Origin of the sequence: Actinomadura keratinilytica, from assembly GCF_039539665.1 — a bacterium.
Classification (GTDB): domain Bacteria; phylum Actinomycetota; class Actinomycetes; order Streptosporangiales; family Streptosporangiaceae; genus Spirillospora; species Spirillospora keratinilytica.
On sequence record NZ_BAABDO010000133.1, the window covers coordinates 1 to 17119 of the forward strand.

Consider the following 17119-nt stretch of genomic DNA (forward strand, 5'->3'; position numbering starts at 1 on the left):
TCTTCCTAAGACCGCTTGGCCTCCGACTTGCGTCTCGGAGGCCCGCGTGCTGGTCCGGGCGGCGGGCGGCGCGGCGGCCGCGGGCGGGGTCGTGTGGGGAGGACTGGCCGCGGCCCCGGCGATCGCGGGAGCGGGCGCGATCATGCTGCTGGGGGCCATGGTGCTGCTCGGACCGGTGGTGCCGCGGCCCGCCGCCGCGCTCGCGGGGGCCGCGGCGGTTCGGCTGCGGCGGGCGCCGGGGGTGCTCGCCCGCGGCGGCGCGTCCCGCGGCCCGCGCCGCACGGCCGGCACCGTGACCGCGCTGATGGCCGGCATCGGCATGGCGACCCTGCTGACGGTCCACGCCGAATCGCTGCGCGCGTCGCTGGAGGACGGCGTCGCGGGCTCCTTCCGCGGCGGGCTCGTGGTGGACGGCGGCGCCGGCGGGTCGGCCCCGCGGCTCGCCGCCGAGATCGCCGCGCTGCCGCAGGTCGAGGCGGTGGCGGAGGTCCGCACGCGGTGGGGGCATGACGGCGTCGTGTTCGTGCGGCCGGCGCCGGGGGCGGCGGTGGACGACGCCGCGTCCGCCATCGCCGCGCTGGCCCGCCCGTACGGCGCGCCGCCCGTCCGGGAACACGCCGCATACGCCGCCGCCCACGCCGCCGACGTGGACGCCTTCCTCGGCGTCGTCTACGCGGTCTTCGCCCTGGCGGTCGCGGCCGCGCTGCCCGGGATCGCGGCCGCACTGGCGCTGGGCGTCCGCGACCGCGCCCGCGAGATCGGGCTGCTGCGCGCCGTGGGGGCGACGCGGGCGCAGGTCCGGGCGATGGTGCGGTGGGAGGCGGCGATCGTCGCGCTGTCCGGCACGGCGGGCGGTGCCGCACTCGGGCTGTTCGCCGGGTGGGCGCTGACCGGGGCGCAGGAGCGGCCGTTCACCGTCCCGCCCGTGCCGCTGGCGGCGCTCGCGCTGGCGGGCGCGGCGGCCTGCACGGCGGCGGCGCTCCCCGCGGCGCGCCGCGCGTCCCGTCTCACCATCCGGGACGCGGTGTCCGGCTGACGGCAGGGCCGGGGCGCGGACCGCCGATCAGGCGTCGCTACAGTGTGTCCATGCAGGTCAACCAGTCGGGAAAGCTCGCCAACGTCTGCTATGACATCCGGGGGCCGGTGCTCAAGCGCGCCAAGGAGCTGGAGGCCCAGGGGCACCGGGTGCTGAAGCTGCACATCGGCAATCCCGCCCCGTTCGGCTTCGAGGCGCCGCCCGAACTGCTGCAGGACATGATCCGCAACCTGCCCCAGGCGCACGGCTACAGCGACTCCAAGGGCATCCTGCCCGCCCGCCGCGCCGTGGTGCAGCGCTACGAGGAGCAGCACGGCATCACCGGGCTGGACGTGGAGGACGTCTACCTCGGCAACGGCGTGTCCGAACTGATCGTGATGACCCTGCAGGCGCTGCTCGACAACGGCGACCAGGTGCTGATCCCCGCGCCCGACTACCCGCTGTGGACGGCGGCGGTGTCGCTGTGCGGAGGCACGCCCGTCCACTACATCTGCGACGAGGCCGCCGGGTGGAACCCCGACCCCGACGACATCGAAGCGAAGATCACCGACCGGACCCGGGCACTGGTGATCATCAATCCGAACAACCCGACCGGCGCCGTCTACTCCCGCGAGGTGCTCGAGCGCCTGGTCGAGATCGCCCGGCGGCACAATCTGCTGATCTTCGCCGACGAGATCTACGATCGGATCCTCTACGACGGGGCCGAGCACATCTCGATCGCCTCGCTCGCACCCGACCTGCTGTGCCTGACGTTCAGCGGCCTGTCCAAGAACTACCGGGTCGCGGGCTTCCGCTCCGGCTGGGTGGTGCTGTCGGGGCCCAAGCGGCACGCCGAGTCCTACATCGAGGGCCTGGACATCCTGGCCAACATGCGGCTGTGCCCGAACGTGCCCGCGCAGCACGCCATCCAGGCCGCGCTCGGCGGATACCAGAGCATCGACGACCTGGTGCTGCCGACCGGGCGGCTCGGCGAGCAGCGCGACCGCGCCTGGAAGCTGCTCAACGACCTGCCCGGGGTCACCTGCGTCCGGCCGCAGGGCGCGGTGTACGCGTTCCCGCGCCTGGACCCGCAGATGTACCCCATCGAGGACGACATGCGGTTCGCCCTCGACCTGCTGGAGCAGCAGCACCTGCTCATCGTCCAGGGCACCGGGTTCAACTGGCCCGCCACCGACCACTTCCGCGTCGTCACCCTCCAGTACGCCGACGACCTGGAAGAGGCGGTCGGCCGCATCGGCGAGTTCCTGGAGACCCGCCGCAAGACGACCCGCCGCTGACTCTGCGCAGGCCCCCGGACGGCACGGCGCGCGGTGCCGCCGCGACCGGGTCAGGCGCCGGTCGCGGCGGCGTCCAGGCGCCGCAGGGCGCTGCGGACGACCTCCGGATCGGTCGTGGGCCAGAACGGCGGCAGCGACGCCTTGAGGAAGGACCCGTAGCGGGCCGTCGCCAGCCGCGGGTCGAGGATCGCCACCACCCCGCGGTCGTCCATCGACCGCAGCAGACGGCCCGCGCCCTGCGCGAGCAGCAGCGCGGCATGCGTGGCGGCCACCGCCATGAACCCGTTGCCGCCCCGCGCCGCCACCGCCCGCTGCCGCGCCGAAGCCACCGGGTCGTCCGGCCGGGGGAACGGGATCCGGTCCATGATCACCAGTTGCAGGGAGGGGCCGGGGACGTCCACGCCCTGCCATAGCGACAGGGTGCCGAACAGGCAGGTCCGCTCGTCCTCGGCGAACCGCTTGACCAGCAGGGACGTGGCGTCGTCGCCCTGGCACAGCAGCGGATGCGACAGGTGGTCCCGCAGCTCGTCGGCGGCCTGCCGGGCGGCCCGCATGGACGAGAACAGCCCGAGCGTCCGCCCGCCCGCCGCCTCGATCAACTCGGTGATCTCCGTCAGGTACGCGTCGGTCAGCCCGTCGCGCCCCGGCTGGGGCAGGTGACGCGCCACGTAGAGGATCCCGGACCTGGCGTGGTCGAACGGCGAGCCCGCGTCCAGCCCGGACCAGGCCACCTTGCCGTCGTCCTGCTCGGCCCCGGCGCACTTGGCGTCGCCGCTCTGCGCGCCGTCGCCGCCGACCGGGCCGGACGCGTCCCCGCGCTCGCCGTCGAGCGGAGGCAGCCCCCACTGCCGGGCCAGCGGCTCGAACGAACCGCCCAGCGTGAGCGTCGCCGACGTCAGGATCGCGGTGCGCCGGTCGAACAGCGTGGAACGCAGCAGCCCGCCCACCCCGATCGGCGCCACGTGCAGCGCGGGCGGACGCCGGGGCCGCCCCTCCGCCACGAACGGCTTGTCCAGCCACACCACATCGGACCGCGCCGCGATCTCAGGGGTGAACGCGTCCAGCAGCCGTACGGCGGTGTCGTGCACATCCTCCAGGGACGAACGCGCGGCCTTGCGCGCCGCCATGTCCCCGGGGTCGTTCTCCTTGCGCTCGGGGCCCAGCGCCGTAAGGCAGGCGTGCGCGGCGTCCCGTACCGCGGCCAGCGCGTTGCCCAACGCCGGGGACAGGACGTCCATGCGGCCCGGCGGCATCTCCTCCAACAGCAGGCCGAGCCCCTCGCCCGCCTCCTTGAGCCGGTCGGCGATGCCGTCCTCGACCAGCCGGCCGCAGCGCCGCGCGGCGACATCGACGGCCGCCGCGCTCAGATCGTCGGTGGCCACGGAGGTGACCCGGTCCACCAGCTCGTGCGCCTCGTCGACGATCACCACGTCGTGCTCGGGCAGGACCTGGAAGTCCTCCAGCGCGTCGATCGCCAGCAGCGCGTGGTTGGTCACCACGATGTGCGCCTCGCCCGCCTCGGCCCGCGCCCGCTCGGCGAAGCACTCGGTGCCCTGCGGGCAGCGCTGCGCCCCCAGGCACTCGCGCGCGGTCACCGACACCTGCCGCCACGCCTGCTCGCTCACGCCCGGAACCAGCTCGTCGCGGTCACCGGTCGCCGTCTCGTCCGCCCACTCGTTCAGCCGCTTGACCTGGCGGCCCAGCGCCGACAGCTGCTGCGGGTCGAACAGCCCCTCGTCCTCCGGCTCCTCGGGCGCGCCGGTCTGCACCCGGTTCAGGCACAGGTAGTTGCGCCGCCCCTTGAGGATCGCGAACCTGGGCTCCACGCCCAGCAGCGGCGTCAGCGCCTCCGCCAGCCGCGGCAGGTCCCGGTCGACGAGCTGGCGCTGCAGCGCGATCGTCGCCGTGGACACCACCACCGTCGCGTCCTCGGCGACCGCGTGCCGGATCGCCGGAACCAGGTAGGCCAGCGACTTGCCGGTACCGGTGCCCGCCTGCGCCGCCAGGTGCTCCCCGGAGGCGATGGCCTTCCACACCGCCTCGGCCATCCGCACCTGCCCGGGCCGCTCCGCCCCGCCGACGGCCGCCACGGCCGCGGCGAGAAGGGTGGGGACGTCCGGTGGCGAAGCGTCATCGACGGTGTCGGACAGCAGATCAGGGGCAGGCACGTCGCCCAACGCTACCGTTCCCGGCGACTCCTCGGGAGCGGGACGGCCAACGCACCCGGGTGCGCGAGCAGCCCCCGGGATCGGCCAAGATAGGGGGCGTGTCTGCGGAAAGAGAAGTCCTGACCTGGGAGTTGTTCGGACAGGCGAGCCGTGAGCTGGCGCAGGCGGTCGCCGACAGCGGCTACCGGCCCGACCTCATCCTGTCCATCGCCCGGGGCGGCTTGTTCGTCGCGGGGTCCCTCGGTTACGCGCTGGACGTCAAGAACCTGCACGTCATGAACGTGGAGTTCTACACCGGCGTCGACCAGCGCCTCGACATGCCGGTGATGCTGCCGCCGGTGCCCAACGCCGTCGACCTGTCGGGCGCCCGCGTGCTGGTCGCCGACGACGTCGCCGACACCGGCGCCACCCTCAAGCTGGTCCGGGACTTCTGCGCCGACCACGTGGCCGACGTCCGCTGCGCCGTGATCTACGAAAAGCCCCGCACCATGGTCCGGTGCGAGTACGTGTGGCGCCGGACCGACCGCTGGATCAACTTCCCGTGGTCCACGCTGCCGCCGGTCGTCCAGCGCGAACACCAGGTGCTCGACGCCTGACGCGCGGAGTTATCCACAATCCGTAAGGGGTCTGTCGCGAGGAGTGCGCGGACTGCGAACCTCGTGGCATGACGAACACGACGATGGGGCCGCTGGTCATCCGGTCGCCCCAGGACGCCATCGCCGCCGTTCCCTACCTGCTCGGATTCCACCCCGCCGACAGCCTCGTGGTGGTCGGCTTCGACGGCCCGCACAACACCTGCGCCCTGCGGCTGGATCTACCGGCCGGCAGGGCGGGCTGCGAACGCACCGCCCACGTCCTGGCCCGCAACGAGTTCCGCCGCGCCCTGGTGCTCGGCTACGGCCCCGCCGATCCGGTCGCCGCCGCGGTCGCCGACGTCTGGGAGACGCTCACCGCCGAGGGCGTGGCGGTCGTCGAGGCGCTGCGCGTCGCCGAGGGGCGCTGGTGGTCCATGACCTGCGTCGACCCCGGCTGCTGCCCGCCCGAAGGCCGCCCCTACGACATCGCCGCCAGCGCGGTCGCCGCCCAGGCCACCCTCGCCGGCCACGTCGCCCTTCCGGACCGGGAGGAACTCGCCCGCTCGGTCGCCCCGCTGGACGGCCCCGTCCGCACCGCGATGCGCCAGGCCACCGAACGCGCCGAACGCCGCTTCCTCGCCTGGGCCCGCGAGGGGCTGTCTCCCGCCCGCATCCGCTCCCGCATGGCCGAAGAGGGCGTCGCCCTGATCGGCGACCTGCCGTCCCGTGACACCCCGCCCACCGACGACGACGTCGCCTGGCTCGGTGTCCTGCTGACCAATGTGCGCGTCCGCGACGAGGCATGGGTCCGCATCGACGAGGACTCCCCGCGAGCCGACATCGACTTCTGGCGGTACGTGCTGCGCCGCGTCGAGGAACCCTACGCGCCCGGCCCCGCCTGCCTGCTGGCCTACGCCGCCTTCATCATCGGCGACGGCGGCCTGGCGAACGTCGCCCTCGACCGCGCCGCCCGTGCCGACCCCGACTATTCCATGGCCGCTCTGCTCCGCGACGTCATCGCCGCGGGCATCCCACCCGCCAAGGCCCGCCTGGGCATGACCCCCGAAGAACTGGCCAGAGCCTACGGCGACCTCGACACCCCCGACCCCTGCCGGTGATCGCCCCGCTTTCGGCGAGCCGCCCCTCTCTCCGCCGCCAGGGGCGCACCCCCTGATCGTTAGTCGGCACACGCCCGGCCACGTGGCGGCTCGAAACATGCGTAGCCACTCACTCGCACGCCCGGCGGAAAGCTTCTGAGCGAAGACCAGAACCGAAGCTGCAGCGCGCCGTTCCGGGCCGCCCATGTGTAAAGCGACAGAGCAGGGCATAGAGGAAGCAATGATCCCCGCTGAAGGAGGCGGACAGTGACCGTCACCGGAATCATCACGGCCATTGTGATCGGCGCCATCATCGGTGCGCTCGCTCGACTCCTGCTGTCCGGCAAGCAGCCCATCGGCATCCTGCTGACCATCATCGTGGGCATCGTGGCCGCTCTAATAGGCACCGCGATCGCCCGTGGCGTCGGTGTGGCCACCACGGCGGGCGTCGACTGGATCGAATTGGTCTTCCAGATCGGTCTGGCCGTCATCGGTGTCGCCGCCGTCGCCGCTTTCCAACGGCGCGGCCACCGCGGCGTCCGCCGCTGACCGATGACAAGCGCCTCGGCAACGGTTCGTCGTTCCACCGCCGACGAACTGAATGTCGAACGCGGTTCGAATCCTCCCGTGTCGCAGCTCCCGGCCTGCACGCGCCACAAGCACGCGACCGCACATGAGCCACGCAACCTGATGCCTGGGCCGTCCCGTTCACAGGGGCCGGTGCCTGACGATCACGTGATGCCGGCGCATCGTGGATGCCGGGCGGGCTGTGCAGGAGCCATTGCTGCCCAGGCAGGAAAACGGGGGTTGCGTCCACGGAGGGTGGTGTACGTGTTGATGCAGGTCAGAGGGCGTGGCGTCGTGACGCTCACGCCCGGATGACCAGCGGGTGCCGAGTGGAATCATGTTCAGAATCCACTCCGGGCCTGAGGGCACGTTCCTGCAAGCCATGGCCCGTGGGGGGAACTCACACACCCGCCTTCGCCAGTGGGCTGTCGAAGGCGAACCGGTGCTGCAGGGCGGTCAGCCGAGGAGTTCTTCGGCGGTGTTGATGGTGGCGGCGCGTTGGACCCAGTGGTCGAGTTGGTCGAGGTCGGTGCAGTTGGTGATGCGGTTGCGGATGTCGTCCGGGACGGTGATGCCGCGGGCCTGCAGGATGAGGAGGATCGACTTGGCTTCGCCTTCGGCTTGGCCTTCCACCCGGCCTTCGGCGCGGCCCTCGGCGCGGCCTTGGGCGCGGTGGGTGATGGCGAACTCCGACTTCCACTCGTAGTCGTCGAGCTTCACGGTCACCTTCGGGGGCCTGTGGGGGGCGGAGCATGCGTCATCGCGACTCGTGCGGCTCTGGGGATCGCTCTGTGCACTGGAGGGCGTATCGCCGCCAGCTGCCTGGGGGATACCCCCCGCGAGGTGCGGGGGGGGTATCGGTCAAGCGAGGAGTTCTTCGGCGGTGTTGATGGTGGCGGCGCGTTGGACCCAGTGGTCGAGTTGGTCGAGGTCGGTGCAGTTGGTGATGCGGTTGCGGATGTCGTCCGGAACCGTGATGCCGCGGGCCTGCAGGATGAGGAGGATCGACTTGGCTTCGCCTTCGGCCTGGCCTTCCACCCGGCCTTCGGCGAGGCCCTCGGCGCGGCCTTCGGCGAGGCCCTCGGCGCGGCCTTGGGCGCGGTGGGTGATGGCGAACTCCGACTTCCACTCGTAGTTGTCGAGTTTCACAGTCTCCTCCAGGAGCTTGCGGGCGGCGTCAGAGAACCGCGACACCACGTAGTCATGGTACAACGCACCGGTATCGCCGGTGAGGACGTCGAGAGCGGCGGAAAGGCTGCTGACGACGGCCTTCGCGTGCGGACCGTCGGCATGGGCGGGGGCGCTGAGCACGGCGAGTTCGGGGAGTCGGCACGCCGTGGCCGGGTCGGTGATGGGAGGCAGGAGCCCGGGATAGACGGTCAGGGGCTTGAGCACCCACCCGGGATGCCCCATGTCGATCGGGACGGCGCAGTTTCGTGCGGTGGCCTGGTCGGGGCAGAACACCATCAGCGTCACCGGGCATCTGCGGCGCAGGCGCAGCAGGGCCAGGTAGGCGGGCCAGCTGAAGGTCTTCTCCTCCCGGGCCCGCAGCTGCGACTCCACCACGACACCGAGAGTGGGCGCGTTCGGATCGTCCAGCAGGACGGTCGCGTCGCAGCGCAGTTCGGCCGGGTGGACGTCGGCATAGGACTCCGACGTCAGGGTGGCCTGGACGTCGCCGGGCACATCGAGGCCGAAGACGCTGCGCAGGAGTTCGGGAACAAGCTGCGGCCGGTTGCGCACCATCTCCAGCGGCAGCTCGTGATCGGATGTCGGCACGCGTGCAAACTAGCAGTGATCGCATCGTCACGATGGGTTAATGGCGTTTTTGGTGGTCGGCCGAGCGGAAAGAGTCGCATGGGTGGGCGTGGGGGACCTTCATGCGGGTCGGCGTCCGCTGGTGATGCGCCACCCGAATACCTGGGTGTTCGACCGGCTCGCCGTGCTGCGGGACGGGTCCGTCGGCAGGGCGGGGCGGGCCGGTTCGGTGATGCCGGTATCGGGCGGCGGGGTGCTGGAAGGCGGTGGCCAGAGGGTGATCGTGCTGCGGCTGCGTACCCGGGTGCTGTCCGCTGCTGATCGGCCTTCGTCAGCAGCGGTCCGCTCGGCCTTGCCGTCCTGGTCGTGTTGACATCGGGCGTGCTGGGCGGCTCACGCCATGGCGTGCGGGCCGGCGGGTCAGGAGACGGCCTCGCCGGGGGTGCCCGGGTCTATGCGGCGGTCGCGGTTGCGCTCGTTCCAGGCGCGCATGCGGTTGGGGTAGCCGACGACCTGGACGTCGTAGACGGGGAGCTTGAGGTCGCGGGCCACCTTGGCGATCACCTTGGGGGAGCCGACGCGGCGGCGGGTCCACTCGCCGTCGTGGGCGACGGCGACCGCGGTGGTGTCGGTGGCGAACGTCTCGGGCTCCACGTAGAACTCCACGCCCTGGCGGCTGCGCGCGAACGCGATGAGCGCCTCGATGTCGGCGTCGGTGGCCTCGCGGTCCAGTCTGGTGACCGATGCGCCGCGGTGTTTGCGGATGCCGAAGCGGTCGCGGAACCTCATCGCCGTCCCCGTCGTCCGGTGCCGCCCCGGAGGGGTTCCGGGACGCATGTGCGTATGACGATAACGCCGCTCCCGTCGAACGGGTTCCCGACACGGGCACGTATGTCCGCCTGTGGTCCGGGGACGGCGGCTTACACTGCTGGCCCGGGGGAAAGATCATTTACGTGGGGGGTTCGGTGACCGGTCGGCGCTGGACGGCCGCGATCCGGAGGTCGGCCGCGGCGGTCGCCGTGCTGGCGTCGTTCGGATGGCTCAGCACGCTCGCCCCCGCGGGCACGGAGCCGTCCGCACCCGTCGCGGTTCCAGCGCCGAAGCCCACGCCCACCCCCACTCCCACACCGAAGCCGCCCCCGGTGGACTGCGCGCGGGCCAAGTGCGTGGCGTTGACGTTCGACGACGGGCCGATGCCCGGTACCGGCGAGCTGCTGGACATCCTGGCCCGGCAGCACGTCAAGGTGACGTTCTTCCTCATCGGCAGGAACGCCGCCACATATCCGGACCTGGTGCGGCGGGAGGCCGCCGAGGGGCACGAGCTGGCCAACCACAGCTGGTCGCACACCGACCTGGGGCGCGCCTCCGGCGCGAAGGTGGAGAGCGAGCTGGCGCGCACGCAGGACGCGATCCGCAAGGCCAGCGGGGTGACGCCCCTGCTGATGCGTCCGCCCTACGGGTCCACGGACACCACGGTCGCCGGCGTCGCCAAGCGGCTCAAGCTGGCGCAGGTGCTGTGGGCCGTCGATCCGCTCGACTGGCAGGTGCGCGACACCGGGGCGGTCGAGCGGCGGGTGCTCAAAGGGGTGCGGCCGGGGATGATCGTGCTGATGCACGACATCCATCCGACGACGGTGCGGGCCGTGCCGCGCATCATCGAGCGGCTCCGGGCCGGGGGGTACACGTTCGTGACGGTGTCCCAGCTGTTCGGGAAGCGGATGACGCCCGGCAAGGAGTACACCGAGCTGGAGCCCGTGACGCCCGAGGGGGCCGACTCGAGGTGACACCCGTCCTTCTCGGGGAGCGAATCAGGGGCGGCTCAGGGCTGTCCCCGATTCCGGGCGGGCGGCGGGGCGCCGACGATGAAGGGTATGGACAGCACTTTCGCCACCGGGAACCTGCGGGTGTCGGACGCGGAGCGGGAGCAGGTCATCGCGCACCTGCAGGACGCCTACGCCGAAGGGCGCCTGGAGCACGCCGAGCTCGACATGCGCATGCACCTGGCCATGACGGCCAAGACCCGGGGCGATCTGGCGGCGGTGACGCGCGACCTGACCGCGGGGCCGGCGCTGCCGGCGGCGGAGGGGGAGCCGACGGGCGAGGAGCGGCTGGTGGCCGCGCTCGCGCATTTCAGCGGGTACCTGACGCTGTTCGTGGCCCCGCTGGTGCTGATGCTGGTGTACGGCAAGAAGTCGCAGTACGTGCGGCGGCACGCGGCCGAGGCGGTGAACTTCCAGCTGACCGTGCTGGCGGTGACGGTCCTGACGTTCGGGCTCGGGGCGCTGCTCTACACGGTCACCTGGATGGTGGCGGGCGTCGCGGCCGTGCACGCGCTGGTGGGGCGGCCGTTCCGCCACCCGTGGATCCTGCGGCCCGTCAAGTGATCCCGTCCAGGGCGGGCGGTTCGTCGGTGCTCGTGGCGTTCTTCCCGGCCCGGTAGGCGCTCCTTCTCGGGCTTGCGCGCCGCCCGGTCCTTGAGCATGTCGCGGTCGCCGGCCGGTTGCCTGTGGGGGACGCCGAACCCGCATCCTGTCGACGGCGGCGACGGTGACCGCGGGCTGCCCGGAGTGTCAACGGGGAAGCGGCGGGCCAGATCCGGCCACTGCGGGGAGCCAGGGGAGCGACGCGTCCGGTGCCGTGCGGCCGCAGCACGCCGGGGGCGCCCGAACGAGCAGAACAGGACGCGATACGGCCGTTCGCTGTGCGGCGGTCTCCGCGCCCGAGCCGGTCAGGTCGAGGCGGCCGACGGTGCGGTCGTCGAGCACGGCGAAGGTGTCGGCGCAGCCCTTGGGCGAGACGTTCACACGGCCGTCGATGCGGGCGCGCAGCCGTTCGTGATGCGGTCGTAGATCTTTCCCCTCCGGTCCTCACCGCTTGTGACGACGCTAACCCCATGGATATGTGGACGATACATGGGATGATCGATTTACTTGTGTGTACGTGGGGGAGGACCGATGACCGAGCTAGCGATCAGAGACGATCACCAGCGCGCGGTGGACGCGCTGCGCCGGTCGTACGCCGCCATCCCGCCGGGGACGCCGGTGCGGCTGGCGAAGAAGACGTCGAACCTGTTCCGCTGGCGGGACCCGTCGGACGCGCCCGGGCTGGACGTGTCGGGGTTCGACAAGGTGCTGAACGTCGACCCGGAGGCGCGCACCGCCGACGTGCAGGGCATGACCACCTATGAGGACCTGGTGGACGCGACCCTGCCGTACGGGCTGATGCCCACGGTGGTGCCGCAGTTGAAGACCATCACGCTCGGCGGCGCGGTGACCGGCCTCGGCATCGAGTCGACGTCCTTCCGGCTCGGCCTGCCGCACGAGGCGGTGCTGGAGATGCAGGTGCTGACCGGGGACGGCCAGGTCGTCACCGCCACCCGCGACGAGCACGCCGACCTGTTCTACGGGTTCCCCAACTCCTACGGGACGCTCGGCTACACGCTGCGGCTGAAGATCGAGCTGATGCCCGTCAAGCCGTACGTGCGGCTGCGCCACCTGCGGTACGGGTCGGCGGAGGCGTGCGCGACGGCGATCGCCGAGCTGTGCGAGGCGGGGGAGTACGAGGGCGAGCCGGTCGACTTCCTCGACGGCACGGTGTTCGGGCCGGGCGAGGCGTACCTGACGGTCGGGACGTTCACCGACCGCGCGCCCTACACCTCCGACTACACCGGCCAGAAGATCTACTACCGGTCCATCCAGCAGCGGTCGGTCGACTTCCTGACGGTGCGCGACTACATCTGGCGCTGGGACACCGACTGGTTCTGGTGCTCTCGGGCGTTCGGCGTGCAGCATCCGCTGGTGCGCCGGCTGTGGCCGGACAAGGCCAAGCGGTCGGACGTGTACCGCAAGCTGGTGGCCTACGACCGGCGGTTCCATGTCGTCGCCCGGATCGACCGGTGGCGGGGGCAGCGCCCCCGCGAGGACGTCATCCAGGACATCGAGGTTCCGGTGGAGCGGCTGCCGGAGTTCCTCGACTTCTTCCACGACAAGGTGGGCATGAGCCCGGTGTGGCTGTGCCCGCTGCGCGCGCGCGACCGCTGGCCGCTCTACCCGCTGGAGCCGGGCCGCACCTACGTCAACGTCGGTTTCTGGGGGACCGTCAGGCTGCCTCCGGGGAAGATCCCCGAGTACCACAACCGGCTCATCGAACGTAAGGTCGCCGCACTTGAGGGGCATAAGTCCCTCTACTCGACTGCTTTTTACAGCCGTGACGAGTTCTGGCGGCACTACGACGGGGAGACCTACCGGCGGCTCAAGGAGACGTACGACCCCGACAAGCGCCTGCTGGACCTCTACGACAAGTGTGTGCGCGGGCGCTGAGCCGCGCCACCGGGGGGATGCCCCGGCGGGGGCCGGGGCACGGCCCGGCTCGGGGCGGAGAGACAGGAGGAAGAACATGACGCTGGCCAGGGTCTTCGAGGAGCTCGTCGGGCCTGACGCGCCAGTGGAGTTCGTCGCCTACGACGGGTCGCGGTCGGGTAGTCCGGGTGCCGACATCCGGTTGGAGGTGCGTTCCCCGTACGCGGTGTCCTACCTGGTGCACTCGCCGGGTTCTCTCGGGCTCGCCCGGGCGTACGTCAGCGGACACCTCGACGTCCATGGCGACATGTACACCGCGCTGTCGACGATGCAGCAGGCGCTGGGTGACGTGTCGTGGGGGGACAAGGCCAGGATCCTCGCCGAGGTGGTGCGCAACCCGCTGCTGCGCGCGGCGGTCAGCCGGCGTCTGCCGCCGCCGCCCCAGGAGGCGCCGTTCAGCCGGGTTCCGTCCTGGCTGCGCCACTCCAAGCGCCGCGACGCCAAGGCCATCTCGCATCACTACGACGTGTCCAACACCTTCTACGAGTGGGTGCTGGGGCCGTCGATGGCCTACACGTGCGCGTGCTTCCCCCGGGAGGACGCCACCCTGGAGGAGGCGCAGTACTACAAGCACGACCTGGTCGCCAAGAAGCTCGGCCTGCGGCCGGGCATGCGGCTGCTGGACGTGGGCTGCGGCTGGGGCGGCATGGTGATGCACGCCGCCAAGGAGTACGGGGTGAAGGCGCTGGGCGTCACCCTGTCCAAGCAGCAGGCGGAGTGGGCGCAGAAGGCCATCGCCGACCGCGGCCTGTCGGACCTGGCCGAGGTGCGGCACCTGGACTACCGGGACGTGGAGGAGACCGGGTTCGACGCGGTCAGCTCGATCGGCCTGACCGAGCACATCGGCAAGGCCAACCTGCCGTCGTACTTCTCCTTCCTGTACGACAAGCTCGTGCCGGGCGGCCGGATGCTGAACCACACCATCACCCGGCCCGACAATCTGGCGCCGGCGATGAAGCCGGGCGGCTTCATCAACCGGTACGTGTTCCCCGACGGCGAGCTCGAGGGCCCGGGGTACGTGCAGTCGAAGATGAACGACGCGGGCTTCGAGATCCGGCACCAGGAGAACCTGCGCGAGCACTACGCCCGCACCCTCGCGGACTGGTGCCGCAACCTGGACGCGCACTGGGACGAGGCCGTCGCCGAGGTCGGCGAGGGCACCGCCCGGGTGTGGCGGGTGTACATGGCCGGCTGCATCATCGGTTTCGAGCGCAACTGGATCCAGCTGCACCAGACGCTGGGCGTGAAGCTCGACTCCAAGGGCAACGCGCACATGCCGCTGCGTCCCGACTGGGACGCGTGACCCGCACGCGCTCAGGGCGGTCGTCACGAGGCCGCTGTAACGGCGAGAGGAGCGGGTTTCCGCGGGCGTGCCCCGCGCAAGCCCGCTTCCCGTGCCGCCTGACGACTGCTCGGTGCGAGCGGCCCCGGTCAGGCCCTCGGCGGAGCCGAACGCCGGGCCGGTAGCGGCGCACGCTGCGGTCTGGGCGCCGGTGAGCCTCCGGGGTAACGTCGCGCTCGGTGGACCGAGGAGGGAGCCGAGGTGGGCGACGTGCGCACGGGGACCGTCGAGGCCAACGGGTTGGAGTTCGGCTTTCTGGAGGCCGGCGCGGACGGCGGGCCGCTCGCGCTGTGCCTGCACGGCTTCCCCGACTCGGCCCACACGTGGCGGCACCTGCTGCCCGAGCTGGCCGACGCCGGCTACCACGCCGTCGCCCCGTTCATGCGCGGCTACGCGCCCACGGCGGTGCCGGACGACGGTGCGTACCAGGCCGGCGCGCTCGTCGCCGACGCCGTGGCGCTGCACGAGGCGTTCGGCGGCGGCTCCGACGCGGTGCTCATCGGGCACGACTGGGGCGCGTTCGCCGCCTACGGCGCCGTCGCCCATGCGCCCGGGCGGTGGCGCCGCGCCGTGACGCTCGCGGTGCCGCCGATGGCGTCGATGGTGACCGCGTTCGCCCGGTACGAGCAGCTCAAGCGGTCGTTCTACATGTTCCTGTTCCAGACGCCGCTGGCCGAGGCCGCGGTGGACGCCGAGTTCGTCGCCGGGCTGTGGCGCGACTGGTCGCCCGGCTACGACGCCGCGGACGACGTCGCGCGCGTCATGGACTGCCTCGCCGAACCCGCCAACCTCGCCGCCGCCCTCGGCTACTACCGGGCCATGTTCGACCCGCGGCGCCACGTCGACCGGTACGCGGGGCAGCAGGAGGCGGTGTCCGCACCTGCCGAGCGGCCGGTGCTCTACCTGCACGGCGCCGACGACGGCTGCGTGGGCGCGGACGCGTTCGCACCGGACGGGGACCTCTCGGCCGTGCTGGCCCACCTGCCGCCCGGCTCGCGCGCCGAACTCGTCCCCGGCACGGGCCACTTCCTGCACCTGGAACGTCCCGCCGAGGTCAACCGGCTCATCCTGGACTGGATCACCACCGCCTAGGGCGAGTGTGACGCTTGTCACACCGGCGGGACTCCCGTGCCACCGGTTTACTTTGCGAGGCTATTTGTAAACCGAATGACGTTCTGAAACCTGGGTGGCGCGATGCTCAAGGTCGACGAGATCAACCTGACGGACCCGGACTTCTGGCGGCGTCCGCTGGAACACCGCAACGAGGCGTTCAAGGCGCTGCGCCGCGAGCCCCGCCTGGTGCACTTCGAGGAGCCGGACGTGAAGATCGTCCCGCAGGGGCCGGGCTACTACGCCCTCACCCGGCACGCCGAGGTGCAGGAGGCGTCCCGGCGTCCCCAGGACTTCTGCTCCGGCCGCGGCGCCATCAGCATCCCCGACATGCCGGGCGACCTGAACGAGTACTTCGGCTCCATGATCAACATGGACGATCCGCGGCACGCCAAGATCCGCCGCATCGTCTCCCGCGCCTTCTCCCCGCGCATGATCCAGCGTTTCGAGGACAAGGTGCAGCAGGTCGCCGCCGACCTGACCGCGCGGGTGAAGGCCGGCGAGGGCACCGGCGACTTCGTGGCCGACATCGCCGCCCGGCTCCCGCTGCGCATCATCTGCGACATGATGGGCATCTCGCCCGACCACCACCGCACCGTCCTGGACGCCACCAACGTGATCCTCGCCGGCAACGACCCGGAGTTCCTGCCCGCCGGCGACTTCGAGCAGGCCGCGCTGGCGCTGATGGAGGCGGGGCAGACGCTCAAGGACCTGGTGGAGGGGCTGGCCCGGCACCGCCGCGCCGAGCCCACCGACGACCTCACCTCCGCGCTGGTCAACGCCAACATCGACGGGGAGTCGCTCACCGACCAGGAGCTGGGCTCGTTCTTCATCCTGCTCGTGGTGGCGGGCAACGAGACCACCCGCAACGCCATCGCGCACGGCCTGGACCTGTTCACCCGGCACCCCGACCAGCGCGCCCTGCTCGTCGAGGACTTCGAGGGGCGCATCGCCGGCGCCGTCGAGGAGATCGTCCGGTACGTGTCGCCGGTCATCTGGATGCGGCGCACCGCCACCCGCGACACCACCCTCCTGGACCACGAGATCAAGGAGGGCGACAAGCTGCTGCTCTACTACTGGTCGGCCAACCGGGACGAGACCGTCTTCACCGACCCCGAGCGCTTCGACATCCTGCGCGACCCCAACCCGCACGTGGGGTTCGGCGGCCCCGGCCCGCACTTCTGCCTGGGCGCGCACCTGGCCCGGCGGGAGATCACCGTGATGTTCCGCGAGCTGCTGCGCAGCATGCCCGGCATCCGCGCCGACGGCGAGCCCGACCGGCTTGAGTCCAGCTTCATCAACGGCATCAAGCGGCTGCCGTACACGTTCTGACCGCCACCGCTCAGCACCGCCGCTGAACGCCTCCGCCCGCCGAACGTTCGGCGAACACCCGGTGACATCGCCCGCTGGAACGCTGCAGGCCGCCTAGCGTGGCAGGCCGACCCCAGCGACGTTCACCCGGGAGAGGCCCGTGACGCAGACCGGCAGGCCCGCCGACGACGCCGCCGCGCAGCGGGCACGCGCCGACCGGCTGGCCGCCGAGAACGCGGCCCTGCGGGCGCGGCTGGACGAGGCCGAGCAGGAGAGACGCGGCCGCGACCGGCACGTCGAGCTGCTCAGGCGGCGGCTGGCCGAGGCCGTCCGGGACATCGGCGACGCGCGCGAGCGCACCGCCGAACAGGCGCACCGCGCCGAGCAGGCCGAATGGCGGGCCGAGACGATGCGGCGGCGGCGCTGGCGGCGGCTGGGCGAGGCGCTGACCGCGGTGCGGCGGCGGCCGCGGGCCGCCGCGTCCTACCGGCGGGTCGCCGCGGCGCTGCGCGGCCGGCAG

The 17119-nt window shown here is 71.9% G+C and carries 16 protein-coding genes and 1 pseudogene; 13 read left to right on the forward strand and 4 right to left on the reverse strand.

Annotated features, from left to right (window positions below; all coding sequences use genetic code 11):
* Positions 1-46 precede the first annotated feature (46 nt).
* Both ABD879_RS28125 and ABD879_RS28130 read left to right on the forward strand, forming a co-directional pair.
* On the forward strand, positions 47-1036 hold the full coding sequence (locus ABD879_RS28125) for an FtsX-like permease family protein (RefSeq protein WP_345024677.1): 990 nt from the start codon (positions 47-49) through the stop codon (positions 1034-1036).
* 50 nt (positions 1037-1086) lie between these two features.
* The gene (locus ABD879_RS28130) at positions 1087-2313 is read left to right on the forward strand and encodes a pyridoxal phosphate-dependent aminotransferase (RefSeq protein ID WP_345024678.1); all 1227 of its coding nucleotides are present in this window, start codon (positions 1087-1089) and stop codon (positions 2311-2313) included.
* A 50-nt stretch (positions 2314-2363) separates the two neighbouring features.
* Here the strand turns inward: ABD879_RS28130 and ABD879_RS28135 are convergent, their stop codons facing one another.
* The gene (locus tag ABD879_RS28135) at positions 2364-4481 is read right to left on the reverse strand and encodes an ATP-dependent DNA helicase (protein ID WP_345024679.1); all 2118 of its coding nucleotides are present in this window, start codon (positions 4479-4481) and stop codon (positions 2364-2366) included.
* A gap of 98 nt (positions 4482-4579) precedes the next feature.
* Here ABD879_RS28135 and ABD879_RS28140 point away from each other — a divergent pair, with 98 nt between their 5' ends.
* From ABD879_RS28140 to ABD879_RS28150, 3 genes are all read left to right on the forward strand, one after another.
* A complete protein-coding gene (locus ABD879_RS28140; RefSeq protein ID WP_345024680.1) occupies positions 4580-5077 on the forward strand; it encodes a phosphoribosyltransferase in 498 nt (165 codons plus the stop codon).
* A 68-nt stretch (positions 5078-5145) separates the two neighbouring features.
* Positions 5146-6174 carry a DUF4192 domain-containing protein gene (locus ABD879_RS28145; RefSeq protein WP_345024681.1) on the forward strand — a complete coding sequence of 343 codons (1029 nt, stop codon included), beginning with the start codon at positions 5146-5148 and terminating at the stop codon, positions 6172-6174.
* A 246-nt stretch (positions 6175-6420) separates the two neighbouring features.
* A complete protein-coding gene (locus ABD879_RS28150; RefSeq protein WP_345024682.1) occupies positions 6421-6702 on the forward strand; it encodes a GlsB/YeaQ/YmgE family stress response membrane protein in 282 nt (93 codons plus the stop codon).
* Between the two features lie 474 nt (positions 6703-7176).
* On the opposite strand, the gene ABD879_RS28155 is transcribed toward ABD879_RS28150, so the two are convergent.
* Complete coding sequence (locus ABD879_RS28155; RefSeq protein ID WP_345024683.1) at positions 7177-7446, reverse strand: hypothetical protein; 270 nt, start codon at positions 7444-7446, stop codon at positions 7177-7179.
* Positions 7447-7581: 135 nt separating this feature from the next.
* Positions 7582-8499: an RpnC/YadD family protein gene (locus ABD879_RS28160; RefSeq protein WP_345024684.1), complete on the reverse strand. Its 918-nt coding sequence runs from the start codon at positions 8497-8499 to the stop codon at positions 7582-7584.
* Positions 8500-8539: 40 nt separating this feature from the next.
* Here ABD879_RS28160 and ABD879_RS28165 point away from each other — a divergent pair, with 40 nt between their 5' ends.
* On the forward strand, positions 8540-8851 hold the full coding sequence (locus ABD879_RS28165) for a hypothetical protein (RefSeq protein WP_345024685.1): 312 nt from the start codon (positions 8540-8542) through the stop codon (positions 8849-8851).
* Between the two features lie 47 nt (positions 8852-8898).
* Here the strand turns inward: ABD879_RS28165 and ABD879_RS28170 are convergent, their stop codons facing one another.
* Positions 8899-9267, reverse strand: a complete 369-nt coding sequence (locus ABD879_RS28170; RefSeq protein ID WP_345024686.1) for a hypothetical protein — start codon at positions 9265-9267, stop codon at positions 8899-8901.
* A gap of 176 nt (positions 9268-9443) precedes the next feature.
* On the opposite strand from ABD879_RS28170, the gene ABD879_RS28175 reads away from it, so the two are divergent.
* The 7 genes and pseudogenes from ABD879_RS28175 to ABD879_RS28205 all read left to right on the forward strand — a co-directional run.
* Positions 9444-10262, forward strand: a complete 819-nt coding sequence (locus tag ABD879_RS28175) for a polysaccharide deacetylase family protein (RefSeq protein ID WP_345024688.1) — start codon at positions 9444-9446, stop codon at positions 10260-10262.
* 87 nt (positions 10263-10349) lie between these two features.
* Complete coding sequence (locus ABD879_RS28180; protein WP_345024689.1) at positions 10350-10862, forward strand: DUF1707 and DUF4870 domain-containing protein; 513 nt, start codon at positions 10350-10352, stop codon at positions 10860-10862.
* 570 nt (positions 10863-11432) lie between these two features.
* Positions 11433-12797, forward strand: coding sequence for an FAD-binding oxidoreductase (locus ABD879_RS28185; protein WP_345024690.1), 1365 nt, complete (start codon positions 11433-11435; stop codon positions 12795-12797).
* Positions 12798-12873: 76 nt separating this feature from the next.
* A complete protein-coding gene (locus ABD879_RS28190) occupies positions 12874-14139 on the forward strand; it encodes a class I SAM-dependent methyltransferase (RefSeq protein ID WP_345024691.1) in 1266 nt (421 codons plus the stop codon).
* A 249-nt stretch (positions 14140-14388) separates the two neighbouring features.
* Entirely contained in the window at positions 14389-15270 is an 882-nt protein-coding gene (locus ABD879_RS28195; RefSeq protein ID WP_345024692.1) for an alpha/beta fold hydrolase, read from the forward strand.
* 102 nt (positions 15271-15372) lie between these two features.
* Complete coding sequence (locus ABD879_RS28200) at positions 15373-16620, forward strand: cytochrome P450 (RefSeq protein ID WP_345024693.1); 1248 nt, start codon at positions 15373-15375, stop codon at positions 16618-16620.
* A 139-nt stretch (positions 16621-16759) separates the two neighbouring features.
* Positions 16760-17119 (forward strand): annotated as a pseudogene (locus ABD879_RS28205) (hypothetical protein); the annotation flags it as partial.

Excerpts from the sequence above, each read along its gene's own strand:
- ABD879_RS28130 (WP_345024678.1), top strand. The coding sequence starts at position 1,087 with ATGCAGGTCAACCAGTCGGGAAAGCTCGCCAACGTCTGCTATGACATC.
- ABD879_RS28145 (WP_345024681.1), top strand. The coding sequence starts at position 5,146 with ATGACGAACACGACGATGGGGCCGCTGGTCATCCGGTCGCCCCAGGAC.
- ABD879_RS28165 (WP_345024685.1), top strand. The coding sequence starts at position 8,540 with ATGGCGTTTTTGGTGGTCGGCCGAGCGGAAAGAGTCGCATGGGTGGGC.
- ABD879_RS28170 (WP_345024686.1), bottom strand. The coding sequence starts at position 9,267 with ATGAGGTTCCGCGACCGCTTCGGCATCCGCAAACACCGCGGCGCATCG.
- ABD879_RS28180 (WP_345024689.1), top strand. The coding sequence starts at position 10,350 with ATGGACAGCACTTTCGCCACCGGGAACCTGCGGGTGTCGGACGCGGAG.
- ABD879_RS28185 (WP_345024690.1), top strand. The coding sequence starts at position 11,433 with ATGACCGAGCTAGCGATCAGAGACGATCACCAGCGCGCGGTGGACGCG.
- ABD879_RS28190 (WP_345024691.1), top strand. The coding sequence starts at position 12,874 with ATGACGCTGGCCAGGGTCTTCGAGGAGCTCGTCGGGCCTGACGCGCCA.
- ABD879_RS28200 (WP_345024693.1), top strand. The coding sequence starts at position 15,373 with ATGCTCAAGGTCGACGAGATCAACCTGACGGACCCGGACTTCTGGCGG.